The following is a 25492-nucleotide window of genomic DNA, read 5'->3' as shown; positions in this document are numbered from 1 at the left end:
TCCCATGACGGACGACGAGGTTCCCCCAGGCTCCACCCGACCCGCCGCGCAGCAGTCGACCCGCCGGCCCGGTGACACCGCGGCGGTCCGGCCCCGCGACGTCCCCGCCACCGTGCGGTACCGACCGGATCTGCGCACCGCCATCGACCGGCAGCGCCGCCGCGGCGAGCTGGTGCGGTTGCGTCGCGGGCGCTACGGACCGCCCGTGGCCGACGACGGCGGCATCGCGCGCCGCCGCGAACGGCAGGTCCTGCAGCTGGTCGCCGCCGTCGAGTCGTCCCTGCACACGGACTTCGTCTTCAGTCATGAGACGGCAGCGCTCCTGCACGGTCTCAGCCACTACCGACTCGCACCCGAGGTGCACGTGTCCCAGTCCTGGAAGCCCCGGGTGCGACCGGCCGACCGGCAGCTGCGCCGGCATCCCGTCGACGTGCCGGACCAGGACCGCACGCTTCTCACCGGGCGCCCTGTCACCACGGTCGAACGCACCCTGGTCGACTGCGCTCGCTGGCTACCGGGTGCCCAGGCACTGGTCGTCGCCGACTCCGCCCTGCGTGCTGGTGCCGACCTCGGTGTGGTCGGCCGGGTGCTCGGTGATGCCGCCGGGCACCCGGGGGTACGTCGCGCGCGGCGGGTCGTCGCGTTGGCGGACGCCAGGGCGGAGTCACCCGGCGAGTCCCTGGTGCGGTGGCACCTGGAGGAGTCCGGGTTCGACCTTCCCTCCCCGGACCTCTCTGTCGAGGTCGCCACGACGGCCGGGACGTACTGGATCGATCTCGGCTGGCCGGAGCTGCGCGTCGGCATCGAGTTCGACGGGGCCGTCAAGTACAGCGGAGGCACCTACGGCGACCCGACGTCCCGACTCGTGGCGGAGAAGCGGCGGCACGACGCCCTCACGGAGGCCGGGTGGGTCGTGGTACGCGTGATGTGGGCAGATCTTACCGACCCGGCGCGGCTGGTCGCCCGGGTTCGCCAGGCGGTGGCCATGGCGCGCCGTCGGAACAGGCGCCCCGCGAGGTAGTACCCCCGGCCTCGCGGTAGTGCTCCACGGATACGACCAGGGGACCGCAGGTACTACCTCGCGAAAGAGATGGATGCCCGGGCGAGTTGTCGCGCAGACCTGCAGTGCCATGACTAGCGTGGGGTCCGTGACGTCGCCGCAGCCTGCACCGCCCCGACCCGTAGGGCGCATCCCCGTGATCGAGGTGGCCCCCGTGATCGAAGGGGGCCGCTGGCCCGCCAAGGCAACTCCCGGCGAGGTCGTGCCCGTGGAGGCCACGGTGTTCCGCGAGGGGCACGACGCCGTCGGAGCCACCGCCGTCCTCTTCGGCCCGGACGGCAAGGTCCACTCCTGGGCACCCATGGAGGACGTCGCACCCGGCCTCGACCGCTTCCGGGGGTTCCTCCAGCCGGACGACACCGGGGACTGGTCGTTCCGGGTCGAGGCGTGGTCCGACCCGTACGCGACCTGGGCGCACGACGCCACGATCAAGGTCGCGGCCGGCCAGGACGTCGACCTCATGCTCGCCGAGGGAGCGCGGCTGTTCGCGCAGATCACGTCCAGGGGCCTGCAGCGCCGGCGCGCCGCCGAGGACGCCGAGCTGCTCGCCGCCGTCGCCCGCGAGCTCGCCGACACCACGCGGCCACCTGAGGCCCGCCTGGCGATGGCCACCACCCACGCCGTGCAGGACGCACTGCGCCGGATCCCGCTGCGCCGCATGATGAGCCCGAGCGCCACCTACCCGCTGCGGGTGCACCGCAAGCTCGCCCTGGCTGGTGCCTGGTACGAGATGTTCCCCCGGTCCGAGGGGGCCACGCAGCGCCGCGACGGCACCTGGCGCTCCGGCACGTTCGTCTCGGCGGCGAAGCGGCTGCCCGCGATCGCCTCGATGGGGTTCGACGTCGTCTACCTCACCCCGGTCCACCCGATCGGGACCACGTTCCGCAAGGGCCGCAACAACACGCTCGACGCCCAGCCGGGCGACCCGGGCAGCCCCTACGCGATCGGTTCGCCGGAGGGCGGGCACGATGCCATCCACCCCGAGCTCGGGACGGAGCGCGGGTTCAAGGCGTTCGTCGCGGAGGCTCACGACCACGGCCTCGAGGTCGCCCTCGACCTGGCCCTGCAGTGCTCCCCCGACCATCCCTGGGTCACCGAGCACCCGCAGTGGTTCACGGTCCGCGCGGACGGGTCGATCGCGTACGCGGAGAACCCGCCGAAGAAGTACCAGGACATCTACCCGCTGAACTTCGACAACGACCCGGCCGGCATCTACGCCGAGGTCCTGCGGGTCGTGCGGCTCTGGATCGAGCGTGGCGTCACCCTCTTCCGGGTCGACAACCCGCACACCAAGCCGCTGGACTTCTGGGAGTGGCTGCTCGCCGAGGTCCACGCGACGGACCCGGACGTGATCTTCCTGTCGGAGGCGTTCACCAAGCCCGCCATGATGGCCACCCTCGCCCGGATCGGCTTCCACCAGTCGTACACCTACTTCACCTGGCGCAACACGAAGGAAGAGATCCTCGAGTACCTCGAGGAGGTCTCCGGCGAGGCCGGCGCGGTGATGCGGCCCAGCTTCTGGCCCACCACCCACGACATCCTGCCGCCCTACCTCCAGCAGGGCGGCGTCGCCGGCTTCGCGATCCGCGCGGTCCTCGCGGCGACCGGCGCCCCCACCTGGGGCATCTACTCCGGCTACGAGCTCGTCGAGGACGTCCCGCGACCCGGTGCCGACGAACAGATCGACAACGAGAAGTACGAGTACCGACCGCGCGACTGGTCCCGGGCGGACGACCTCGGCATCTCGATGCTGCTCGGGAAGCTCAACGAGCTCCGCCGCGCGCACCCCGCCCTGCAGCAGCTGCGCAACCTCACCGTCCACGAGACCACCAACGACCAGGTCGTCGCGTTCTCGCGCAGGGTCCGGGCAGAGCATCTGCCCGCCGCAGGCCTCCCCGGGGCGACCCAGGACGACATCGTCCTCGTCGTGCTCACGCTCGACCCCCACCAGGTCCAGGAGTCCACGGTGCTCCTCGACCTCGAGTCCCTGGGCCTGACCAGACCGGACGGCGTCGAGGACCAGCCCTTCTTCACCGTGCACGACCTGCTCTCCGGGGACACCTTCCCCTGGGGTGAGCATCCGTACGTGCGCCTGGACCCCCAGCAGCAGGTGGCGCACATCCTGCGGGTCGGCCCGGCATGAACGCGTCCGTGAGCGCCGGGGGCGTCGAGGTGCCGCGCCCCATCACCCGACAGATCCCCGTCCAGGCCCTGCCGCCGCGCCAGCAGCCGGAGCCGCCGCCGCTGGCCAAGCCCGGCCTGAGCGACGACCCGGACTGGTACCGCAAGGCGGTCTTCTACGAGGTCATCGTCCGCGCCTTCTCGGACACCGAGGGTGGCGGCACGGGAGACCTGCGGGGCATCGTCGACCGGCTCGACTACCTGCAGTGGCTCGGCATCGACTGCCTGTGGCTGCCGCCGTTCTACCCGTCACCCCTGCGCGACGGCGGCTACGACGTCGCAGACTTCACGGCGATCGCCTCGCAGTACGGGACGCTGCAGGACTTCCAGCGCCTCATCGAGGCCGCGCACGCCCGCGGCATCCGGGTGGTGGTGGACCTGGTCATGAACCACACCAGCGACCAGCACCCGTGGTTCCAGTCGTCGCGGTCGGACCCGGAGGGGCCGTACGGCGACTTCTACGTGTGGTCGGACGACGACACCCGGTACCAGGACGCCCGCATCATCTTCGTCGACACCGAGACGTCGAACTGGACGTTCGACCCGGTGCGTCGCCAGTACTTCTGGCACCGGTTCTTCAGCCATCAGCCCGACCTCAACTTCGAGAACCCGAAGGTGACCGAGGCGATGATCGAGGTCGCCCGGTTCTGGCTACGGATAGGGGTGGACGGGTTCCGTCTGGACGCCGTGCCCTACCTCTTCGAGGAGGAGGGCACCAACTGCGAGAACCTCCCCCGCACCCACGGGTTCCTGCGGCGCGTGCGCCAGGTGATCGACGACGAGTTCCCCGGGCGCATCATGCTGGCCGAGGCGAACCAGTGGCCCCAGGACGTCGTGGAGTACTTCGGCACCGCCGAGGACCCCGAGTGCCACATGTGCTTCCACTTCCCGGTGATGCCCCGCATCTACTACGCGCTGAAGGACCAGCGAGCCACCCAGCTCCTGGACATCCTGGCCGACACCCCGGACATCCCCGCACCGGGCGGGCAGTGGAGCACGTTCCTGCGCAACCACGACGAGCTCACCCTCGAGATGGTCTCCACCGAGGAGCGTGCGGCCATGTACGGGTGGTACGCGAGCGACCCGCGCATGCGCGCGAACGTGGGCATCCGCCGTCGGCTCGCCCCGTTGCTCGACAACTCCCGCAAGGAGATCGAGCTCGCCCACGCCCTGCTGCTGTCACTGCCGGGGAGCCCGTGCCTGTACTACGGGGACGAGATCGGCATGGGCGACAACATCTGGCTGCCCGACCGCGACGCCGTGCGCACCCCGATGCAGTGGACCCCGGACCGCAACGCGGGCTTCTCCACCGCGGACCCGGGCCGGCTCTACCTGCCGCTAGTCCAGTCCCTGGTGCACCACTACCAGCACACGAACGTCGAGGCTCAGCTCGCCCAGCCCTCGTCGCTGCTGCACTGGGTGCACGGCATGCTGGCGGTGCGGCGCCTGCACCCGGCCTTCGGCACCGGAACCTTCACCGCGTTGGAGGCCGACGACGAGTCCATCCTGGCGTTCACCCGCACCGAGGGCGAGACGCTGCTCGTCGCGGCCAACCTGTCGGCCACCGCGCGCTCGGCGACGATCGAGGCGCCCGGCCTCGAAGGGTGGTCCCTGACCGACCTGTTCGGCGGCGGGAAGTTCCCCGACGTCGGGGCCGACGGTCGCGTCAGTCTCTCGTGGGGCTCCCGGGACTTCTACTGGTTGGTCGCCACCCCGCCCGACGACGACGCCGGCGGCCCCGCCCCGACCGGTGCGGGAGGCGACCCGTCATGATCGACGTCGCCGTGCGGTCAGCAGCTCATGGACCCGACCCGAGCGTCGAGGCCCTCCTGGCCACATGGCTGCCCACCCGGCGGTGGTATCCCGGCCGGGGCGAGGTCCGGGCCGACCCGTGGCTCGCCGTCACCTTCGACGCCCCTGACGGCGGCGAGACCACCACCGGGCCCGACGGCGAGGCCCTGGCCGCGACGTCGGCGGACGTCGTGCTGCTGCTCACCCGTCTGGTGGGCGACGGGCTGCCCGGCGGCGGGGTCACCGTGCAGGTCCCCCTGGTGCTCGCCGACCCGGCGAACCCTGGCCCCGGGTACATCGACACCGTCACGACCACGTCCGGCGACGTGGCGGTGCACGACGGCGGCGCCCACCCGGTCTGCTGGCTCACCCTGGCTCGGGCGATGGGCATCCGCGGCGAGCCCGAGGCGCTCACCGAGCGCGGCCGGGTGCTGGCCGGCGAGCAGTCCAACACCTCGGTGATCCTGCCGGGTGTCCCCTCGTCGGGCGGCGCGGGAGGCATGCTCAAGATCCTGCGGACGGTCGCGGACGGGCCGCACCCGGACGTCGTCGTGCCGCAGGCGTTGACCGAGGACGGCTGGGACGGGGTGCCGCGGTTCCTCGGAGCGCTGGAGATCGAGGTGGGCGACGGGGACTCGGTGGACCTGCCGGTGCACCTGGCGATCATGTCGGAGCTGGTGCCGCACGCCGTCGACGGGTTCGAGCTGGCGTGCGACGTCGCGAGCCGGGGCGAGTCCTTCGCCGACCACGGTGCGGCGCTCGGCCGGCTCGTGGCCGAGCTGCACGCCCGCATGGCGCGGGTGCTGCCGCCCGGACCACCGCTCGATGCTCGCGCCTTCGTCACCGGTCTGCGCGGCCGCGGCGCCCGGGCCGTGAGCGATGCGCCGTCGCTGGCGGACCACACCACCGAGATCGCCGCGCTGCTCGACGAGCTCGAGGCCCGGCTGGCCGGGCTACCGGGCCCGGTGGCGACCCAGCACATCCACGGCGACCTGCACCTGGGCCAGACCCTGTTCGGCGACGACTCGTGGCGGGTGCTCGACTTCGAGGGCGAGCCGCAGCGCCCCGTCGCCGAGCGCACCCGGCCCGACCTGCCGGCACGCGATGTCGCCGGGATGCTGCGGTCCTTCGACTACGCGGCGGCGATCGGGGCGGCCCCCGATCCCGCGGGCTGGCAGGCGGAGGCGAGCGACGCGTTCCTGTCCGCCTACCGGGCGAGCCTGGCGCCGCCGTCGGGCATGGACCACGACACCGCGGACCTCGTGCTCCGCGCGCTGGTGCTCGACAAGGCCCTCTACGAGGTGGTCTACGAGACACACCACCGGCCGCACTGGCTGCCCATCCCGCTCGGTGCCGTGGACCGGGTCTTCACCTCGTCGCGGTGACGCGCAGCAGGACGGCACGGTCGGCGAACAGCACCGGCATCGCGAGCCCGCCCTCGCCGAGGACGCGGCCCGGCAGCGCCACTCCCCCGGCCTCGACCCACGGCAGGGGTGCTCCCCAGCGGGCGGCGACGCCGTCGAGGTCCCGCGCCGGGCCGTCGAGCTCCACGCGAAACGTCCGGTCGGGGTCCAGCCCGGGCAGTGGCACCGCGGGCGGCGGCCACACCGTTGACGACGCCGTGCACACCCACGCGTACGGCGCCTCCTCGCGCTCGGGCGAGACGACGCCGTGCAGCAGGTGGGCGGTGCGGGGCGTCCAGCGTGGCGGGCCAGTCCCACAGCACCCAGCCCTGCACCCAGGGCAGCGCCGACGTCGCGGCGAGCATGTCGCGATACCACCGTTCCTGCTCGGCCGGCCCCCGGGCCTTCGCGGCCCGCACCGCCCAGCGCACCTCGTCGTCGGTGAGCGTCGGTGCGTCGCGGAACGAGATCTCGGTCGACTGCGCGGTGGCCTGCTCGGCGGCATACGTCACGGCCGTCCAGGTGGTCGCGAGGCCGGTCACCATGGCGTCCAGGGACGCCTCGGCCGCCGGCGTGGCCCAGGTACCACGCACCCCGGTCCAGCCCCACGTCATCCCGAGCACCGGGCCGCCCGGGAGCGGCACCACGGGGGCGTCCGCTCCGCTCACCGGGCACCCACCAGCTGGTTGAGCGACCGCAGCGCGTGCGGGGCGGTCAGCGCCTCGGCGTCGAGCTCGACGCCGTCGGGCACCCGGACGGTGAGCTCGACGTCCTCGCCCGGCAGCAGCGTGACCAGCTGGTCGTCCACCCGGGCGTCCGGGTGGACCTTGTCGGCCAGCAGCGTGAGGTCGCGCACCAGGTTCAGCGCCTGGACACGCACGCGGTACCCGCCCTCGACCGGCACGACGTCGGTCCGCAGCTCGGGTGCCGCCAGCGCGGAGTCGCGGGGCTCGGCGAAGAACCACAGCCCGCGAGCCCCGTCGAGGCGGACGCGCACCAGATCGCCGGCTGCCTCGCCCGCCGTGGCGACGTCGTCGGGCAGCGGCAGCGTGAGAGTCCCCCGCGGGGCCACCGTGACCTGCTCGCGGGTCTTGGCGAGCTCGGTGCCGTCGTCGGCGAGGCGCTCGACGGCGACCTCCCCCGACCACGGGTCGTCGGTGTCGTTGACGAGCACGGCCGCGAGACCGCCGCGGTGCCCGTGGCCGGGACCGTGGGCGGGGCGCGGCTGCACGGTGACCAGCCGGTCGGCGTGCGCGTGGCGCAGCGCGTACAGCAGCGGCTTGGGTCGTTCGTCCCCGTCGACCGCCGCCCAGGAGGTCACGGGCCAGCAGTCGTTGAGCTGCCACACCACGGAGCCCATGCAGCGCGGCGACCAGGAGCGCAGGTGCTCCACGGCGACCTGCACGGCGGTGGCCTGGTTCCAGGACATCGCCCAGTGCCAGTCGTCCATGTCGTCCGGGACGGGCAGGTGCCGCACGAGGCCCAGGCCGAGCTTCTTGTTGCCCTCCATGGCCTTCTGGTGGACCTGCATGCCGGGCGACTCGGGGGTGAGCGGGTCGTCGCTGATCGAGCGGGTGAGCGTGGCCCAGGTGGGCGGTCCCTGCCAGCCGAACTCCGCCATGAACCGCGGCACGTCGTCGCGGTAGTGGGCCCAGTCCAACCGGTTCCACACCTCCCAGGAGTGCATCGACCCGTGGTCGGTGTCGTTGGGATGGACGTCCGGGTCGTCCGACCACGGGGACGATGGCGTGTACGGGCGGGTGCCGTCGACCTCGGCCACCACGGCCGGCAACAGCTCCGTGTAGTACCCCAGCCCCCACGACCGGCCGGCGAGCAGCGGTTCCCAGCCCCACTCCCGCGCGCCCCAGACGTTCTCGTTCGACCCGTTCCACAGCACGAGCGAGGGGTGCGGCGTCAGCCGGGCGACGTTCTCGCGGGCCTCCGCCTCGACCTCGCTGCGCAGCGGCTCGTCCTCGCTGTAGGCGGCACAGGCGAAGGCGAAGTCCTGCCAGGTCATCAGGCCGCGCTCGTCGCACAGCTCGTAGAAGTCGTCCGACTCGTAGATCCCGCCGCCCCAGACCCGTAGCAGGTTGATGCCGGCGTGCTCGGCCTGGTCCAGCCGCCGGGCGTAGCGGGCCCGGTCGACGCGGTGGACGAACGCGTCGTCCGGGATCCAGTTGGCACCCTTGACCCAGACGGGCCGGTCGTTGACCACGAGCGTGAAGGAGGTGCCGTCGTCGTCCGGCGTCTGGTCCAGCCGGACCGAGCGGAAGCCGGTGCGCGTGCTCCAGGTGTCCAGGACGGCACCCTCGGCGGCGAGGGTCACCTCGACGTCGTACAGCGGCTGGTCGCCGTGGCCGCGGGGCCACCACAACGCCACGTCGGGCACGTCGATGCGGACGACGGCGCAGGTGCTGTCGGCGGGGACGGCCGCGGCGCCCTCCAGGTCGACGCCCTGTCCGGTGAGGCGGACCGACACGTCCGTCGCCGCGGCCGGGAACCCGGGCGCGGAGGCGACGTCCGCACGCACCTCGAGCTGTCCACGAGCACCGGTCCCGCCGTCGGTGCCGTGCGCCGCCGTGGCGAGCACCCGCACCGGGCCGAGCCGGGCCGTCTGCCACGACTCGAGGCGGACGGGGCGCCAGATCCCCACCGTGGCGGCGTCGATCCCCCAGTCCCACCCGAAGTTGCACGCCATCTTGCGCATCGCGTTGAACGGGTGGTGGTTGACCTGCGGCCGCTGCCCGAGCGTCAGGCTCTGGGCGTCCGCGTAGGGCACGGGAGCGGCGAAGCTCACCTCGAGCTCGTTGTCGCCGTCGCGCAGCAGGTCCGTCACGTCGAACCGGTAGGAGCGGTGCTGGTTGGCCGTGCGCCCCACCTCGACACCGTTCAGCAGGAGCGTCGCCACGGTGTCCAGGCCGTCGAACGCCAGCTCGTGGCGTTCGTCCTGGCCGACGGTGCGGTGCGGGAACGTGGTGGAGAACTGCCAGTCGCAGCGACCGATCCACTGCAGGAGGCGCTCGTGGTCGTCGAGGTAGGGGTCGGGGATCAGGCCGGCGTCGAGCAGGTCGGTGTGGATGCTGCCGGGCACGCCGGCGGGTACGCCGGGTCCGGCGAGCGTGTCGGCGAGGTGGCCCGGGACGGCGGGGCTCGTGCTGCGGGCGGTCCAGCCGGCGTCGAGCTGGACGGCACGGCGGGCAGAGGGATGGGTCACTTGGTGGCTCCGGAGGTCAGTCCGCTGTAGATCTGCCGCTGCAGCAGCAGGAACGCGACGAGGGTCGGGACGATGACCAGCACCGCGCCGGCCGAGATGATCTCCCACTGCGCCCCGAACGGTCCCATGAACCGGAACAGCGAGGTCGAGACGACGCCGAGGTCGCGCGAGGGCATGTACAGGAACGGGATGTAGTACTCGTTGTAGATCGCGATGCCCTTGACGATGACGACGGTCGCGACGGCAGGGCGCAGCAGCGGGAAGATGATGCGGGCGTAGATGGTCAGGCGGTTGGCGCCGTCGAGCATCGCGGCCTCGTCGAGCGAGCGCGAGATGCCCCGCATGAACTGCAGGAAGATGTAGATCGAGATGATGTCGGTCCCCATGAACAGCACGATCGCCGCCCACCGGGTGTTGAACAGGCCGAGGCCGTTGACCACCTGGAACGTGGCGACCTGGGTGGTCACCGCGGGCACCAGCGTCGCGAGCAGGAACGCGCCCATGACGAGGCGCCGCCCCCGGAAGTCGAAGCGGTCGACGGCGTACGCGGTCATCGTGCCGATGAGGATGGTGCCGACCAGCGCGACGACCAGGATGACCGTGGTGTTGAGGAACCCGCGGAGCATGCCGCCCTCGGTGAACGCGGCGACGAAGTTGTCCAGGTTGAGCCAGTTCTCCGGCGGGGTCAGCGGGTCGGTGGTGGCGAACTCCTCCTTCGTCTTGAACGAGGCCATGAAGACCGTCACCAGCGGGATGATCGCCACCGCGCAGGCGATGAGGATGCTCGCGTACTTCACGGTCGTGGCGACCGGTCCGAGCAGGGGGCGCAGACCGCGCAGCACGTGGCGCACCCGCAGGACGACGCCCTCGACCGGGCCGGGTGCCGGGCGGGCGGGCGCCTCCGGCGACGTGCCGGGGTGCTGTGCGTCCGGTCTCTGGGTCACCGTCACGTCAGGTCCACCTTCTCGTCGGGGATGATCCGGCGCTGGATCCATGTGACGAGCAGGACGATCAGCAGCAGCACGACCGCCATGGCGGAGGCGAGGCCGAACTTCTTGAACTCGAAGGCCTGCTGGACGGTCTGGATGACGAACGTCGTCGACCCGTTCGCCCCGCCCGTCATGATCCAGGGGATCTCGAACACGGCCAGCGACCCGGAGATCGCGAGGATCGTCGTCAGACCGATGACCTGCTTGATGCCGGGGGCGATGATGTAGCGGAACTTCTGCCAGCTCGTCGCACCGTCGAGGTCGGCAGCCTCGTACAGCTCGTTCGGGATCGACTGGATCGCCCCGAGGAACAGCACGAAGTTGAGTCCCATGTAGCGCCACACGCTCGTGCCGGCGAGCGAGACGTTGACCAGGTCCGGGTTCCCCAGCCACTGCGGCGGCGCGGTCACGCCGACGAGCCCGAGCACCGCATCCAGGGTCCCGCCAGGGCGCAGGAAGAAGAGGAAGACCAGCCCGATCGCCACCCCGTTGATCAGGTAGGGGAAGAAGATGATCCCCTTGAAGAGGTTCCGGAACCGGGTGTTGAAGCTCAGGATCGTCGCGAAGTACAGGGCGAGCGCAAGCTGTAGGAACGCGCCCGCCAGGTAGTAGAGGCTCACGAGGAACACGGTGAACATGTCCGGGTCGGTGAAGATCCGCACGTAGTTGTCGAGGCCGACCGGTTCCTTGACGGGTGCCATCCCGTCCCAGCTCGTGAAGCTGTACCAGACCATGTTGGCCACGGGGACGTACGTGAACAGCACCAGCAGACCGAGGGGTGCGACCAGGAAGAGCCACGGGGTGACTCTCAGGCCGCGACCCGGCCCGCGCCGTGGTGGCGCCGGGGCTGGGGTGGCCGTGGCGCGGGATACCGTTCCACGGACCGGGGACGAGACCGTCGACATGGCGGTCCTCCTCTCGGTGGGATCTCCGGGGCGGCGGCGCTGCGGCCGCCGCCCCGGTGAGCTCGGTCAGTCGCCGACGGTGGCGCGGGCGTCGGCCCAGCGCTGGTTCAGGTCGGCGAAGTACGACTCCTTGTCGCCGTCCGCGGCACCGCGGGCGATGTCGACGAGCTTCTGCCGGTAGATGTTCCCGTACAGGTCGATCTCGGCGGTGTTGACGACGTCCGTCTCGTAGGCCTCCTGGCCCGCGGGAGCGGGGTTCATCTCGACGTACTCGACGCCGGTCGCGTCGAAGTCGCCCAGGGTCTCCGGCGTCGGACCGTCGAGGAGCGGGGAGATGCCGCCCTCGTCGTAGGCGTAGCCGGACTCCTCGGCGAACCACTCGATCCAGGCGCGCGCGGCGGCCTTGTGCTCGGAGTTGACGTTGATGGCGTTCTTGTAGTCCCCGGCGACCTGGGCGTGGAAGGCGCCGTCGACCTGGTGCGGGAACGGCATGTAGCCGATGTCGTCCGCGGAGCCGCCGGCGTCCTCGGCCGCCTGCTGCATCTGGGTGATGGCCCACGAGCCGAGCAGCATGGTGCCGACCTGGCCCGAGCCCAGGAGCGTCTTGGACTCCTCCCAGTTGGTGGTCGTCGGGTCGTCCTCGCTCAGCCCGTTCGCCACGACGTCGTACAGCAGGCCGTCCGAGATCCCGTGCCACTGGTCGGGCGCCCAGGGGTCGTCGCTGTGGGCGATGTGGGTGTTCTGGTAGTCCGGGTCGCCCATCACGCCTCGGTTGCCGTCCCACTGGCTCAGAGGCCATCCGTCGGAGTAGTTCGTGTAGTAGGGGACGGCGTCGGTGTTGTCCGCGATGGCCTGCAGGTCCTCCAGGAACTCGTCGGGCGTCGCGGGCAGGTCGGTGATGCCCGCGGCCTCCCAGACCTTCTTGTTGTAGACGAGGCCCTGGGTGTTGACCGTGATCGAGACGCCGTAGACCTGGCCCTCGTACGCGGCCTCCTCCACGAGGCGGTACGTCTGGCCCATCTCGTCCACGCTGCCCAGCGGCTCGAAGAAGTTCTCGTACTGGTCCTTGGTGACGCTGGCCGGGATGAGCAGGACGTCGCCGTAGTCCGTGGTGTTCATGCGGACGGCGATCTCGCCCTCGTAGTCGGTGAGCGCCTCGAACCTGACCGACACGTCGGGGTACTCCGCCTCGAACTGCTCCTTGTAGCCGGCGAAGACGGTGTCGACGATGTCGGTCCGCTGGGTGATGACGGTGATCTCGCCCGAGGGCGTGGCGTCGTCGGGAGCGTCGCCGGGTTCCGCGCTGCCGCCGCAGGCTGACAGCAGGAGCGCGGCGGCTGCGGCGGCCGCCACGCCGGGGATCAGGTGCCTCGTTGCCATGTCGTGCTCGATTCCTGTCGTCGTTGACGGGGTGACAGCAGACACATTAAGCGGTTAAGTAGCAGAGGGTCAACCACTCCTCGACCTGCTCCGACCCGCGACCCGAGCCGACCGGGGTCGCCCGCTGCTCAGGCCTCTGCGGGAGCCGGTCCGGTCGAACCACGCACCTGCAGCACCGGCGTCGCGTCGAGGAAGCTGCCGGGGGGCGCCCCCTCGATCCGGTCGAACAGCCGCCGGGCGACGTGCGCCCCGTAGCTCGTCACATCGTGGCTCAGCGCCGTGAGCTGCGGGAACGCGGCCTCGCAGAGCGGCGAGTCGTCCCAGGCCACCAGCGAGACGTCCTGCGGCACCCGCACCCCGAGCTCGTGGGCGACACCGAGACCGGCGAGCGCCATGACGTCGTTGTCGAAGACGATCGCGCTCACCGGCCGGTCCGCGGTGAGCAGCGCCCGCGTCGCCGTCGCGCCGGCCTCCGGGGTGAAGTCCGCACGCTGTACCTCGGCCGCGAGACCGTGACGCCGCGCCTCGTCGAAGAACGCGACGTCACGGATGTGCGTGTGCCCGAACGCCTCGGTCCCCGTGACCCGGCCGATCCGGCGGTGCCCGAGACCCGCGAGGTAGCGCACGCACTCCCGCACGGCTGCTCCGTCGTCGGTCCAGACCGCCGTGGCGCCACCGGCCAGCGCCGGGTCCCCCACCACGACGGCGGGCAGCGCGGCAGCGTCGGTGAGCAGCTCCAGGCGCGGGTCGTCCTGGCGAGGATCGACCACGACGACACCGTCGACCCGACGCGCCGCCCGCCACCGACGGTGCGCCGCGATCTCCGCCGTGATGTCCGGGACGACCTGCAGCAGGAGCCCGTAGGACCGCTCGGACAGCACCTGCTCGATGCCCGCGACGAACTGCATGTAGAAGGACTCGAAACCGAGCGTCTCGGGAGCGCGGGCCAGGATCAGCCCGATGGTCTCCGCCCTCGCGCCGGACAACGAGCGGGCAGCCTGGCTCGGCTGCCAACCCATCTCGGCGGCGATCTCGAGGATGCGCTCGCGCGTCTGCGCCGACACGCCCGGCCGGTCGTTCAGCGCGTACGAGACGGCTCCCGTCGAGACCCCGGCGCGGTCGGCGATGTCGGCGATCGTGATGCGGGCCATTCCTCACCTCTCCTCGCCGAGGATCGTACGTCGTCGGCGGACTCCCGGAACCCGCAGGCGGCATGTGGCGCGCACGTCCTGACAAGTCGTGGCGGCGGTGGAAGGGTGGACGCATGACACCCGACCCGCCCATCGTCGATCCCGAGCTCCTCACCGCCGTCGCGCAGGGCACCACCCACGATCCGCACGCGCTGCTCGGCCCGCACCTGCTGGCCCCGCAGGACGGGGCCTTCGCCGTCGTCCGGGCGCTGCGACCGCTGGCGGACGAGGTCGTCATCGTCGTCACCCGGCCCGACGGCCCGCCCACCGAGCACACCGCCCGGCACGAGGCCGCCGGCGTCTGGTCCGTCGTCGTCCCCGTCGGCGCGGACGACGACGGGACCCGGCACGCCCCCGACTACCGCGTCCGCTCCCGGTACGGCGACGAGTCCACCACCACCGACGACCCGTACCGGTTCCTGCCGTCCCTCGGCGAGATGGACCTGCACCTGATCGGCGAGGGGCGTCACGAGACGCTCTGGCAGGTGCTCGGCGCGAACCGCCAGGTCTACCCCGGGTCAGGCGGGGACATCACCGGAACCTCCTTCGCCGTCTGGGCACCGAACGCCCGCGGGGTCCGGCTCGTGGGCGACCACAACCGCTGGACACCGGTGCACCCGATGCGTTCGCTGGGTTCCAGCGGCGTGTGGGAGATCTTCGTGCCCGACGTCGGTGTCGGCACCCGCTACAAGTACGAGGTGTGCGGCCCGGACGGCGTCTGGCGGGCCAAGGCCGACCCCGTGGCGAAGGCGAGCGAGACACCCCCGGCGACCGCCTCCGTCGTCACGCACTCCGAGCACGTGTGGGCCGACGAGGAGTGGATGTCCCGCAGGGCGTCGTCCGAGCCGCACGGCGGGCCGATCAGCGTCTACGAGGTGCACCTCGCCTCGTGGCGTCCTGGCCTGGGCTACCGCGAGCTCGCCGAGGAGCTGACGGACTACGTCACCGAGCAGGGCTTCACGCACGTCGAGCTGATGCCGGTCGCCGAGCACCCGTTCGGCGGTTCCTGGGGCTACCAGGTGACCGGGTACTACGCGCCCACGGCACGGCTCGGCTCCCCCGACGACTTCCGCTACCTCGTCGACCGGCTCCACCAGGCGGGCATCGGCGTCATCCTCGACTGGGTGCCGGCGCACTTCCCCCGCGACGAGTTCGCGCTCGCCCGGTTCGACGGGACGTCCCTGTACGAGCACGCCGACCCGCGCCGCGGCGAGCAGCCTGACTGGGGCACCCTGGTCTTCGACTTCGGCCGGCGCGAGGTGCGCAACTTCCTCGTGGCGAACGCCACCTACTGGTTCGAGGAGTTCCACGCGGACGGGCTGCGCGTGGACGCCGTCGCGTCGATGCTCTACCTCGACTACTCGCGCGAGGAGGGCGGGTGGGCATCCAACGTCCACGGAGGGCGGGAGAACCTCGAGGCGATCTCGTTCCTGCAGGAGGCGAACGCCACCGCCTACCGGCGCAGCCCCGGTGTGATGATGATCGCCGAGGAGTCCACGGCGTTCCCCGGCGTCACCCGCCCCACCGACTCCGGCGGGCTCGGGTTCGGCCTCAAGTGGAACATGGGCTGGATGAACGACTCGCTGCGGTACGTCGCCAAGGACCCCATGTACCGCAGCCACCATCACGGCGAGCTGACGTTCTCGCTCGTCTACGCGTTCTCCGAGCAGTACGTGCTGCCGATCAGCCACGACGAGGTCGTGCACGGCAAGGGATCCCTGCTGCACAAGATGCCGGGAGACCGCTGGCAGCAGCTCGCCGGGGTGCGCGCGTTCCTCACCTACCAGTGGACGCACCCGGGCAAGCAGCTGCTCTTCATGGGCTCGGAGTTCGCCCAGGAGGCCGAGTGGAACGAGGGTCGGGGCCTCGACTGGTGGCACCTCGACGACCCCGGCCACACCGGCGTGCAGCGCGCGGTCCGGGACCTCAACGCCCTGTACCGCGCCACGCCCGCCCTCTGGGAGCGAGACTTCGACGGGTCCGGATTCGAGTGGATCGAGGCCGACGACGCCGCCCGCAACGTGCTCGCCTACGCTCGGCGCGCTGCGGACGGCACCGCCGTCGTCGTGGTGGTCAACTTCGCCGGGGTGCCGCACGAGGGCTACCGGATCGGGCTGCCCGACGGCGGCACCTGGGTCGAGGCGTTCGGCTCGGACGCGCTGGAGTACGGCGGTTCCGGCGTGGTGAACACCGGCGAGCTCACGGCCGAGGACGTGCCGTGGCACGGCCGGCAGCACTCCGTCGCCCTGCGGGTCCCGCCGATGGGAGGCCTCGTCCTGGTGCGGCGCTGACGGGGCGAGGCCGGCCCTGGCGTCAGTACAGGTACATCGCCAGGTGCCGGCGCGCCTTGCCGACCCGCGGGTCGGACGCGCCGACGACCTCGAAGTAGTCGACGAGCCGGGTCCGCAGCTTCTCCTTCGCGTCCTCGTCGGCGGCCGGGAGCAGGTCGAGCAGCCGCGCGAACGCGTCGTCGACCTTGCCGCCGAGCATGTCCATGTCGGCCACGGCGAGCTGTGCGTCCACGTCGGCCGGGGCGTCCGCCGCGGCCTGCCGGACCTGCTGCAGGTCGGCGCCGCGCGTGCGCTGCATGAGGGCCACCTGAGCAAGGCCGGCCACCGCCTGGGCATCCTTGGGGTCCTGCTTGAGCGCCTTGTCGTACGCAGCGGCAGCGGCGTCCAGGTCATCGCTCTCGATCGCGTCGTAGGCCTCCTGGTGCAGCGGCGGCAGCGGCTCCTCCGGCTCCTCGACGGGCTGGTCGTCAGCCGGAACGGCACCCCCCTGCGCCGGGGCGCGGCCGGTCACGCCGTTCTGCTCGGCGGCGGCCAGGAGCTGGTCGAGCACTCCGCGAACCTGCTCGTCCGACGCTGCGCCGGCGAAGAGCGGCACGGGCTGGCCCTGGAGGACGGCGACGACGGTCGGCACGCCCTCCGGCTGGAAGGCCGCGGCGATCTGGGGGTAGGCGTCGATGTCGAGGCGTCCGAGCAGGAACCGGCCGGCGTACTCGTCGGCGAGGGCACCCAGCGCCGTGGCCAGGTCGGCGTTCGCCTGGTCCGTGGGCTTCCACAGCAGGACGACGACGAGATGCTTGGTCGAGTCCTGCACGACCTGCTGGAAGTTCGTGTCCGTCAGGTCGACGACATAACCACCGGCGGTCGGGGCGCCGCCGGGCTCACCCGGGGGCGGTGACTGAGGGCGGTTCAGCGCCGACAGGTCGACGGCGCCGCGCGGGCTGAAGCTCGGGTCGGGCACGGGGTTGCTCATGCGCTCATCCTACGAAGTGCGAAGGGGTGGGACGGACCCGGCGGAGGGCTACTCTCCGTCAGGTTCCTCGCGGTCCGTGTTCCGCTCCTTCGGGATCTCGTTGGCCGCGGCGACCGCGACATGGGAGTACCCGAGCGGGCGGACGGGCTCCTCCGAGCCTGCCGGCGGGACGTACAGCGCCACCTGGTCCGTGTACTCGACGTACAGCTCGTTCGTCTCGTCCTCGCCGTCCAGGAGCGCGGACTGGGTCTCGGTGAGCGGCGGGATCGTCCCGCCCTCCTCGACGTCGAGCCGCACGTTCCCGTCCAGCACGCCCATGACGACCGCACCGCCGTCGGAGGTCCGCACCGCGATGGGCTTGTCCCGCGCGACGAACGTCAGGCGGTACCGACCGTCCGCCGCGTCGAACGTGTCGGCCTCCCGCACGTTCCGCGCGTCGGCCTGGATCCGCATGACGAGGTCCTGGCTCTCCTCGGGCAGCTCGAAGGCGTCGGCGTACTCCGACTCCTCGGTGCCCTTGGCCACGAGGTCGGCGTACTGGGCGACCGCCTCCGTGGGGGTCACCGCGAGCGAGTCGTCGTCCGGGGCGACCTCCTCGGACCCGATCGCCTCGGGGTCGGCGAAGTTCGGCATCGTCGTGCCCGGGATGAGCTGCACCCACGACCACAGCTTGTAGTTCTCCCGTGCGGACTGCTGCTGGTAGGCCACCAGGCGCGGTACCTCGAGGTTCTCGGTCGGCTGCGTGATGGTGTAGCTGACCCGGGGCCACGTCTCGGTGGTGGGCACGATCATCGCCGAGAGGTCCGTGGGGATCTGCGTGACGAGCGAGTCGTCGCCGCGCACCTTCGCCACCTGGAGCTGGCTCTTGCGCACCTCGAACGCCGAGCCGCCGACCCGGTCGCGCAGGAGCTTCGGGTCTTCCTGCTCCCGTGCTTCGTCGAGGACCGTCGCCACGTCCTGCACGACGGCGGTCTCCTGCTCGACGGTGAGCACGGGCCCCGTGAAGGGCTCGTCCGCGACCGGGGTGGGCAGCTCCTCGGCGCAGCCCGCCAGGAGCGCGACGGTGGCCGCGACCCCGACGGCGGCGCTCGCGCGCCGCACGACGCGCGTGTTCCTGGCAGTCATCGGGTCCCCCCGTCGGTCGAGTCGTGCTGCGATGCGTCCTGGCCGCCGGCACCGGCGTCGAAGCCCCACGTCTCGCGCCATGCGGCGGCGCGACGTCCGGACGCAGCCGGAGGGACGTCGTCGCCGGCCGGTGGCGATGCATCGGCCGGTGGCACCACCGGCGTCTGACCGGTGAGTGCGCGCAGCGCCCTGCTCATGCCGGACCGCTCGCCGGCCCGGCGTTCCTCCTCCAGGCGTCGCAGCTCGCGACGCGTCAGCGGGCGCCCGTCGGGAAGGATCGGCAGCGAGCCCGTGGTCGTCGCCGGCGGTTCGGTGGGCCACGGTTCCGGTGCGGGCGCACCGCTCTGCGGCTCCTCGAGGTCGTGCAGCGGCACCTCGGGGGCGGAGCGGGTGGGCCGCAGCCGCGAACGACGGGAGAAGCGACCGGCCACCGGGACCGGATCTGTGCCCGAGTCCTCCTCGTCAGCGGCGTCCCTGGCCCCGTGGGGATCGGCGTCGTCCGTACCGGGCGCCGGGACCACCGGGGAGGCGGCGGTACGCACCGGTTCCGGACCGTCGACCGCCGCGGGCCAGATGGGACCCGCCGTCGACTCGGACCAGGTCGGGGCACCCGTCGGCCCGAAGGACGAGTCGGGTGACGATGGCGAGTCGGGGTCGCTCGGGCTGTCGCCCGCCGCCGCAGGCGACGCCGCCGGCGCCGCGCCGGCAGGCACAGCGGCACCGGCGGCCGAACGGCGACCGCGGGTCGTCTTCCGCTTTCGCCCCCCGGTGAAGAGGAGCACGACGCCCGCCACCAGGAGCAGGCCACCGAGGCCGACGGCCGGCCACAGGAGGGGTGCGCTGACCTCCCGGTCCCAGGTGAGCTCGAGGGTGGGCGCCACCGCATCGGCGTCGGAGGCCTCGTCCTCGATGGCCTCCTCGTCGGCCGCGCCCTCACCCTCGGTGGCCTCCGCGTCCTCGTCCTCGGTGGCCTCCGCAGGAGCCGCGCCCGTACCGGCGGCGAGCAGCATCCAGGGGCCGGGCCGGTCGTTCCATCGCAGGCTGACCTCGTCGGCGGCGGTCAGCTCGGTGATCCACATGTCGGAACCCGCCGGGTCCGGGAGCTCCACCTCCTCCGCCTCCTCGGACGCCTCAGCGTCCTCGGCGGCCTCCTCGTCGACATCCTCGTCGGGGTTCTCGGCGGTCACCTCGGAGGTGGCGAGGGTGTCCCAGTCCGCGAGCCCGGTGACCCGGGTGTAGGGGTCGCCGTCGAGCCACCCGAGCACGTCGACGTCACGGCCGACGACCACGGTGACCTCCTGGCCCGCCGGGACCGACGCCGTGACGGTGACGTCGGCATCGACCAGGTCGAGGACGCCTGGGTCGGTGACGACGAGCGTGCCGTCGCCGACCGGACGGGCCGTCGCGACCACCGTGTCCGACTCGCGCAGGACGGTCGCGGTCGCGACCCCGAACGCGATGGCGGCCAGACCGGCGACGGCCAGGACGGCACCGAGAATGCGTTGCAGCACCAAGCTTCCCTTCGACGTGGACTCCCTCAGGATAGGGAGGCGTGGCGACCGTCCAGAACCACGAGGGCGCGTGAGCCGATCGGTTCACGAACCCTTCACGAGTCCGGTACCAGCGACCCCGAGCCTCCCACGGCTGCGGGTCCCACGACCACCGGACGGGGCCGATCTTTCCCTTTCGGGCAGATCGGACGGCCCGTTCGGGTGTCGGAGGCTCCTTGTGACCACTATCCTGGCCGAAGCCTGGACACCCACGACAGACGGAGGTCTTCACGTGTCCGACGAGCGCACGCTCTTCCCGATCACCATGCGTGGTTACGACCGCGCTGCGGTCGAGAACCAGATTTCCCGCCTCGAGCAGGCCGTCGAGGAGGCCCGACGCAACGTCGAGGCCACCGACGCCCGCGCCATGCAGCTCTCTTCCGAGCTCGCCGAGGCCCACCGCCAGCTACGAGAGAACGACAAGCCGTCCTACGCCGGGCTCGGCGCCCGGGCCGAGCGACTGCTCCGCTCGGCGGACGAGCAGGCCGCCGAGGTCCTCACGCAGGCCAACCAGCAGGCGTCCGACGTCATGGCGCGGGCCAAGCTGTCGGCCGGCCAGGTCCGTCAGCGGGCGGAGACCGAGGCGTCCGAGCTGCTGTCGAGCGCTCGCCGCGAGGCCGAGGAGATCCGCTCGACCACCGCGTCGGAGGCCGAGGGGACGCTGCAGAGCGCCCAGCGCCGTGCCGAGGAGCTCGTCGGCTCCGCCGAACGCGAGTCGGCGCTCATCATGAGCACCCTCACCACCGAGGAGAGCGAACGACGCGCCTCGCTCGAGCGCGAGATCGGCACGCTGCGCTCCACGGCCGAGCGCGAGGTCACCGAGTCGCGGGTGACGGCCGACCGCGAGGTAGCCCAGCTCCGCGCGGAGGCGGCCGCCGAGTCCGCCGCCCTGCGCGAGGAGGCCGAGCGCGTGTCCACCGACCTCATCGAGCGCACCCGCGCCGAGGCCGCGCGCATCGTCGCGGAGGCCAAGCACCAGGCCGCCGAGGCAGCCAACGCCGTCACCACCGAGCTCGAGGACCTCCGCGAGCGGGCACGGACGGAGCTCGCGGACGCCGAGCTCGAGGCCGCCCAGATCCGTGAGCGGGTCGAGCGGGAAGCGGCGGAGCGCCACGAGGTCGCACGGGCCGAGACCGAACGCCTCGTCGCCGCGGCGGAGGAGCACGCGGCCGAGGCCGAGAAGCGGGTCGCCGTCGCCCTGCAGCAGGCGGACCAGGTCCGGACCGAGTCGGACACCTACATCAAGGATCTCGTCGCCGATGCCCGGCGCACGGCCGACGCCATCGTGGCCGAGGCGCGCACCTTCGCCGACCAGACCGTCTCCGACGCCCAAGCGGAGGCCGAGCAGAGCCGCACCACGGCAGAGCGCCAGCTCGAGGACCTGACGCGCCGGCACGACTCGATCAATTCCTACCTCGAGGAGCTGCGCAGCCTGCTGGGGAGCGAGAAGGCGGCCGAGGCGATACCCGTCGAGACCGTGAGCGCTCCGGCCACCGCCGAGACCCCGGCGCCGGCCGAGACCGTCCGCTCGGCGTCGAGCGCCGAGAGCCCCCTCGACCAGACGCCCGGCCAGCGAGCACGCGCCGCCTCGCCGCAGTCCGCCGAGGAGAACGCCTCACCCACGGACGAGGCGGCAGCGACCCGGGCCTGAGCACCGTCATGTTGCCCGACGGTGCAGGTCCGCCACCGCCTTGGCCACGATCACCGGCTCCTCGACCGCACTGAGATGGGCCGCGTCCGGCACCACGGTGAGCGTCGCGTCCGTCGCGGCGTCAGCCATGTGCTGCGCGTCGTCGAGCGGCGTGAGCTGATCCTCCTGGCCGACGACGACGGCGACCGGACCTGAGAACGAGCGCAGCACGTCCGTCCGGTCAGGACGCGCAGCCATCGCCCGCTGCGCCCAGGCCACGCCGGTCACCGACTGCGAGTGGATCCAGGCGTACACCGTGGGATAGAGCGAACGGCGCTCCAGCTCGGAGGTGGGACCGAGGAGCTTGGCCGGCATGCCCATCACGGCGTCGAGGGTCTGGGAGGACATGACGGCCGCGGCGACCTTCAGCCGTGCCGCTCGGGCGTCGTCGGTGTCGGCGGTCGACTTGGTGTCGACCAGCCCCAGCCCGCGCACGAACCCGGGGTGACGCTCCGCCATCGCGAGCGCCACGTAGCCGCCCATGGACAGGCCCACCACGACGGCGTTGCCCTCGCCCTGCTCGCGGAGCGTCGTGTGCACGACGTCGGCCGTCGCGTCCAGGCTCGCGGGAAGCTGCCCCAGGTCGCTGTGCCCGTGCCCCGGCAGGTCGACGGCGATGACACGTGGCCCTTGCGGCAGCTCGGCGACCATGGCGGCCCACATGCGATGGTCGAGCGGGAATCCGTGCAGCAGCACCAGGGGCACGCCGGCGCCGTCGCGCAGCAGGTAGGTGGCCAGGGTCGGGGTCGTCATGGTCCTCATCCTCTCGTCGTGACCGGGGCGACGTCCGAGGCGTGCTGCACCTCGCCGTCGTAGTGCGTGGGCAGGGGGCGGTGGCCGGGGCGCACGTGCTGGACGATCTCGTCGAGCACACGGCGGACCGCCGGCTCCCCCACCCACAGGTGCTTGGCGCCGTCGACCCCGATCACCTCGGCCTGCGGCACGCGGGCGAACCGCTCGCGCGCCTCGGCCGGCTGCAGGTAGTCGTCGTGCTCGGGGACCAGGACGACGAGGGGCTTGCCGAAGTCTGCCCAACGGTCGAGGTCGGCGTCGGTGGCACGGTGCAGCGGCGGGGAGAGCAGGATCGCACCCTCGATGCTGGGGTCCGCACCGTGCTTGAGGACGAGCTCGGTACCGAACGACCACCCGACGAGCCACGGGTGCGGCAGCCCTCGGAACTCGGCGAGCTCCAGCGCGGCGGCGACGTCGTACCGTTCCGCGTCGCCCCCGTCGAACTCGCCCTGCGAGGTGCCGCGCCCGGACGACGTGCCGCGCGTGTTGAAACGCAGCACGGCCAGGTCGGCGAGCTCCGGCAGCCGCCACGCCGCCTTGCGGTACACGTGGGAGTCCATGAATCCCCCGTGGGTGGGCAGCGGATGGAACGTCAGCAGGCTCGCCACCGGTTCCCTCCCGGCCGGCAGGGCGATCTCACCGACGAGCGTGAGCCCGTCCGCGGTGTGCAGCTCGACGTCCTCCCGGCGGGCGGGCAGCACGGTCATCGAGCGGATCTGGTGGCCGGTGGTGGCGTCGTCGTTCACCCTCCCACCTTAGTTCGCGCCCCCACCCCCGCTCGCGCAGGAACGGTGCTCCGCCAGGTCAGCGCAATCGTTCGCGGCGTTCCCAGCAAGCCGAGTGCCAGTGCCGGCGTGCCTCGAGGCCGGCGGCCTCACCCCCGAGGGCATCGCGCACCCACGCGACGACGTGGGGTGTGCCCGCCGGGATCTGCTGGTGGCAGGTCGGGCACGTGTAGGCCTTGTCGTTGCCGCGCACCCGACGGACCGTCCACTCGCCGTCGCCGGCGCTCACGTGCCGTACGCCGCCGAGAGCACGGTCCATGTCCAGGGGCTGGTGCTCTGCGCCCCAGGGTCGCTTCCGGGAGGGTCGGCGTGACGGCATGCCATCCATTGTCACGCGAACCGTCCGTGCCACACACACCTGGGTACGACGGTCCAGGTTGGGCCGTTAGAGTGTCCCGGATCCACTGTCGATCGAAGGGCACCTCGTGAAGCTCCGTACCTCCGCAGGCGTCACCGGCGTCATGCTGGCCGCCTCTCTCGCGCTGACAGGCTGTGGCGGCGACAGCAGCGCGCCCGAGGAGAACACACCGTCCGCCGAGGCGTCGGAGTCGGCCGCGGCCCCCGAGCAGGCCGAACCCACCGAGGCGGACATCGCCGCGGTCGAGGGGATCAAGGTCGACGGCGACCCGGGCTCCGAGCCCGAGCTCACCTTCGAGGCACTCGAGGTCTCCGTGCCGACCACCCGGGTCGTCGACACCGGTGACGGCGACGAGCTCGCCGAGGGCATGAAGGTGACCATGCAGTACGTCGCGTACGACGCCGCGGGTGAGCGCCTCGGCTCCACCTGGGAGGCCGACTCCCCGGAGAGCTTCGTGCTCGGCGACGCCAGCTACGACCTCCTCACCGCGCCGCTGCTGGGCCAGCCGGTCGGCACGCGCCTCCTCATCGCCAACCCGACGTACGACGCGCAGAACGAACCGTCGACGGTCGTCAACCTCGTCGAGGTCACCGAGGCCGTGCAGATCCCCTCGCGCGCCGAGGGTGACGCCGTCGAACCTGCGGACGGTCTGCCGACCGTCACGCTCGGCGAGGACGGCGCACCGTCGGTCGAGATCCCTGACGGCTTCGAGGCCCCGGACGAGCTCGTCGCCCAGACCCTGATCGAGGGCTCCGGCGACGAGGTGAGCGCCGACCAGACGGTCACCGCGCACTACACGGGCTGGACGCTCGACGGCGAGGTCTTCGACTCGTCCTGGGAGCGTGGCGAGCCGTCGTCGTTCTCCCTGCAGCAGGTCATCCAGGGCTGGACGGACGGGATCTCCGGCCAGACGGTGGGCAGCCAGGTGCTGCTCGTCATCCCGGCCGAGCAGGCCTACGGGGCCGAGGCCGACGGCAGCAGCGAGCTCGCCGGCGAGGACCTGGTCTTCGTCGTCGACATCCTCGACGCCGACTGAGCCACTCCGGGCCGCGGCCCTGAACCGACGAACGGCGGGCCCTCGCACAGAGCGGGGGCCCGCCGTTCGTCGTGTCGACCGCGTGAACACTCGCCGAGGCACGCGAGGTAGCGCGGCGGTCTACACAGGGACCGGGGCTGCCACGGCGGGGGCTCGCCACATCGCGGTCGGCGACGCGTCCGGGATCCCGGTGACCGTGGCGATAGCCGCAAACCCCATCCGTGAGTAGAGAGCCCGGTTCCTCTCGTTCGACGACTCGAGGTAGGCCGGGAGGCCGGCGGAGTCGATCACCTGGAGACGGCTCCGGATGAGCGCGGACCCGACTCCGGCTCCGCGGGCCTCGGCCCCCACACCGATCTGGGCGAGGTACCAGTGCGGTTCCACCGGTCGGTACGCAGCCAGTCGGGACTGGAGTCGCGTGGCCGCGCGCAGCCCCCGCCATCCGAGCGCGCACGCAAACGTCGGCAGCTCGGCCAGCTGCTGCAGGAGTGAGGTCCTGCGGTTCGGCAGTTCCCAGATCGCCGCGCCGAGGACAGCACCGTCCTCGTCACGGCGGGCCAGGTCGATCCGGCCGGCGTGCAGGGAGCCGGAACGCATCAGTGCGCCGAACAGTTCGGTGAGCCGTGCTCGTGGCCGACCGCTCCCGGACGTCAATGACGCCATGACGGTGTCGTGTTCGAACGCTTCTGCCAGGACGGTTGCCGCGGCCGGGATGTCGGCCGGCGCTGCCGGAGTGATGGTGAACACGGTCGTTCCTCTCGGGGTAGTCATCAGTGGGTCTG

General features: G+C 72.0%; 20 protein-coding genes and 1 pseudogene. 7 read left to right on the top strand and 14 right to left on the bottom strand.

Annotation, left to right across the window (positions count from 1 at the left end; genetic code table 11):
* The first annotated feature begins 4 nt into the window (after window positions 1–4).
* The 4 genes from PZC42_RS17680 (at window position 5) to PZC42_RS17665 (ending at window position 6417) form a co-directional block, all read left to right on the top strand.
* The gene (locus tag PZC42_RS17680; protein ID WP_277212921.1) at window positions 5–1021 is read left to right on the top strand and encodes a hypothetical protein; all 1017 of its coding nucleotides are present in this window, start codon (window positions 5–7) and stop codon (window positions 1019–1021) included.
* A 109-nt stretch (window positions 1022–1130) separates the two neighbouring features.
* On the top strand, window positions 1131–3203 hold the full coding sequence (locus PZC42_RS17675; RefSeq protein WP_277212920.1) for an alpha-1,4-glucan--maltose-1-phosphate maltosyltransferase: 2073 nt from the start codon (window positions 1131–1133) through the stop codon (window positions 3201–3203).
* On the top strand, window positions 3200–5014 hold the full coding sequence (gene treS / locus PZC42_RS17670; RefSeq protein WP_277212919.1) for a maltose alpha-D-glucosyltransferase: 1815 nt from the start codon (window positions 3200–3202) through the stop codon (window positions 5012–5014). The genes PZC42_RS17675 and treS overlap by 4 nt, the downstream gene beginning before the upstream one ends.
* Window positions 5011–6417 carry a phosphotransferase gene (locus tag PZC42_RS17665; RefSeq protein ID WP_277212918.1) on the top strand — a complete coding sequence of 469 codons (1407 nt, stop codon included), beginning with the start codon at window positions 5011–5013 and terminating at the stop codon, window positions 6415–6417. The genes treS and PZC42_RS17665 overlap by 4 nt, the downstream gene beginning before the upstream one ends.
* On the opposite strand, the gene PZC42_RS17660 is transcribed toward PZC42_RS17665, so the two are convergent.
* From PZC42_RS17660 to PZC42_RS17630, 7 genes and pseudogenes are all read right to left on the bottom strand, one after another.
* Window positions 6401–6583, bottom strand: a complete 183-nt coding sequence (locus PZC42_RS17660; protein ID WP_277212917.1) for a hypothetical protein — start codon at window positions 6581–6583, stop codon at window positions 6401–6403. The two genes, PZC42_RS17665 and PZC42_RS17660, sit on opposite strands and share 17 nt — an antisense overlap.
* A 187-nt stretch (window positions 6584–6770) precedes the next feature.
* Window positions 6771–7049 (bottom strand): annotated as a pseudogene (locus PZC42_RS23605) (glycoside hydrolase family 113); the annotation flags it as partial.
* A gap of 50 nt (window positions 7050–7099) precedes the next feature.
* Window positions 7100–9649 (bottom strand): glycoside hydrolase family 2 protein, encoded by a 2550-nt coding sequence (locus PZC42_RS17650; protein WP_277212915.1) that lies wholly within the window; start codon window positions 9647–9649, stop codon window positions 7100–7102.
* A complete protein-coding gene (locus PZC42_RS17645) occupies window positions 9646–10599 on the bottom strand; it encodes a carbohydrate ABC transporter permease (protein WP_438802969.1) in 954 nt (317 codons plus the stop codon). The genes PZC42_RS17650 and PZC42_RS17645 overlap by 4 nt, the downstream gene beginning before the upstream one ends.
* Window positions 10596–11543, bottom strand: coding sequence for a carbohydrate ABC transporter permease (locus tag PZC42_RS17640; protein ID WP_277212914.1), 948 nt, complete (start codon window positions 11541–11543; stop codon window positions 10596–10598). The genes PZC42_RS17645 and PZC42_RS17640 overlap by 4 nt, the downstream gene beginning before the upstream one ends.
* 66 nt (window positions 11544–11609) lie before the next feature.
* Window positions 11610–12923: an ABC transporter substrate-binding protein gene (locus tag PZC42_RS17635; RefSeq protein ID WP_277212913.1), complete on the bottom strand. Its 1314-nt coding sequence runs from the start codon at window positions 12921–12923 to the stop codon at window positions 11610–11612.
* A gap of 128 nt (window positions 12924–13051) precedes the next feature.
* Window positions 13052–14074 (bottom strand): LacI family DNA-binding transcriptional regulator, encoded by a 1023-nt coding sequence (locus tag PZC42_RS17630; RefSeq protein WP_277212912.1) that lies wholly within the window; start codon window positions 14072–14074, stop codon window positions 13052–13054.
* 113 nt (window positions 14075–14187) lie between these two features.
* Here PZC42_RS17630 and glgB point away from each other — a divergent pair, with 113 nt between their 5' ends.
* Entirely contained in the window at window positions 14188–16404 is a 2217-nt protein-coding gene (gene glgB, locus PZC42_RS17625) for a 1,4-alpha-glucan branching protein GlgB (RefSeq protein WP_277212911.1), read from the top strand.
* A 22-nt stretch (window positions 16405–16426) separates the two neighbouring features.
* Here the strand turns inward: glgB and PZC42_RS17620 are convergent, their stop codons facing one another.
* The 3 genes from PZC42_RS17620 to PZC42_RS17610 are packed head-to-tail and all read right to left on the bottom strand — an operon-like array spanning window position 16427 to window position 20010.
* The gene (locus tag PZC42_RS17620) at window positions 16427–17374 is read right to left on the bottom strand and encodes a tetratricopeptide repeat protein (RefSeq protein ID WP_277212910.1); all 948 of its coding nucleotides are present in this window, start codon (window positions 17372–17374) and stop codon (window positions 16427–16429) included.
* A 48-nt stretch (window positions 17375–17422) separates the two neighbouring features.
* Window positions 17423–18499: a DUF8094 domain-containing protein gene (locus PZC42_RS17615; RefSeq protein ID WP_277212909.1), complete on the bottom strand. Its 1077-nt coding sequence runs from the start codon at window positions 18497–18499 to the stop codon at window positions 17423–17425.
* Entirely contained in the window at window positions 18496–20010 is a 1515-nt protein-coding gene (locus PZC42_RS17610; RefSeq protein ID WP_277212908.1) for a hypothetical protein, read from the bottom strand. The genes PZC42_RS17615 and PZC42_RS17610 overlap by 4 nt, the downstream gene beginning before the upstream one ends.
* Window positions 20011–20281: 271 nt before the next feature.
* Between PZC42_RS17610 and PZC42_RS17605 the strand changes: the two genes are divergently transcribed.
* Window positions 20282–21700 (top strand): coiled-coil domain-containing protein, encoded by a 1419-nt coding sequence (locus PZC42_RS17605; protein ID WP_277212907.1) that lies wholly within the window; start codon window positions 20282–20284, stop codon window positions 21698–21700.
* Between the two features lie 6 nt (window positions 21701–21706).
* Here PZC42_RS17605 and PZC42_RS17600 read toward each other — a convergent pair whose 3' ends face one another.
* The 3 genes from PZC42_RS17600 to PZC42_RS17590 form a co-directional block, all read right to left on the bottom strand.
* Window positions 21707–22492 carry an alpha/beta fold hydrolase gene (locus tag PZC42_RS17600; RefSeq protein WP_277212906.1) on the bottom strand — a complete coding sequence of 262 codons (786 nt, stop codon included), beginning with the start codon at window positions 22490–22492 and terminating at the stop codon, window positions 21707–21709.
* Window positions 22493–22497: 5 nt separating this feature from the next.
* Window positions 22498–23238: an alpha/beta hydrolase gene (locus tag PZC42_RS17595; RefSeq protein ID WP_277213021.1), complete on the bottom strand. Its 741-nt coding sequence runs from the start codon at window positions 23236–23238 to the stop codon at window positions 22498–22500.
* A 97-nt stretch (window positions 23239–23335) separates the two neighbouring features.
* On the bottom strand, window positions 23336–23635 hold the full coding sequence (locus PZC42_RS17590; RefSeq protein WP_277212905.1) for an Rv1322 family protein: 300 nt from the start codon (window positions 23633–23635) through the stop codon (window positions 23336–23338).
* A 106-nt stretch (window positions 23636–23741) separates the two neighbouring features.
* Between PZC42_RS17590 and PZC42_RS17585 the strand changes: the two genes are divergently transcribed.
* Entirely contained in the window at window positions 23742–24710 is a 969-nt protein-coding gene (locus PZC42_RS17585; RefSeq protein ID WP_277212904.1) for an FKBP-type peptidyl-prolyl cis-trans isomerase, read from the top strand.
* Between the two features lie 120 nt (window positions 24711–24830).
* Here the strand turns inward: PZC42_RS17585 and PZC42_RS17580 are convergent, their stop codons facing one another.
* Window positions 24831–25457, bottom strand: coding sequence for a GNAT family N-acetyltransferase (locus PZC42_RS17580; protein ID WP_277212903.1), 627 nt, complete (start codon window positions 25455–25457; stop codon window positions 24831–24833).
* Window positions 25458–25492: the final 35 nt, after the last annotated feature.

Origin of the sequence: Isoptericola croceus (assembly GCF_029382255.1) — a bacterium.
GTDB classification, from domain to species: Bacteria; Actinomycetota; Actinomycetes; order Actinomycetales; family Cellulomonadaceae; genus Isoptericola; species Isoptericola croceus.
This window is presented reverse-complemented; position numbering and strand designations above follow the sequence as displayed.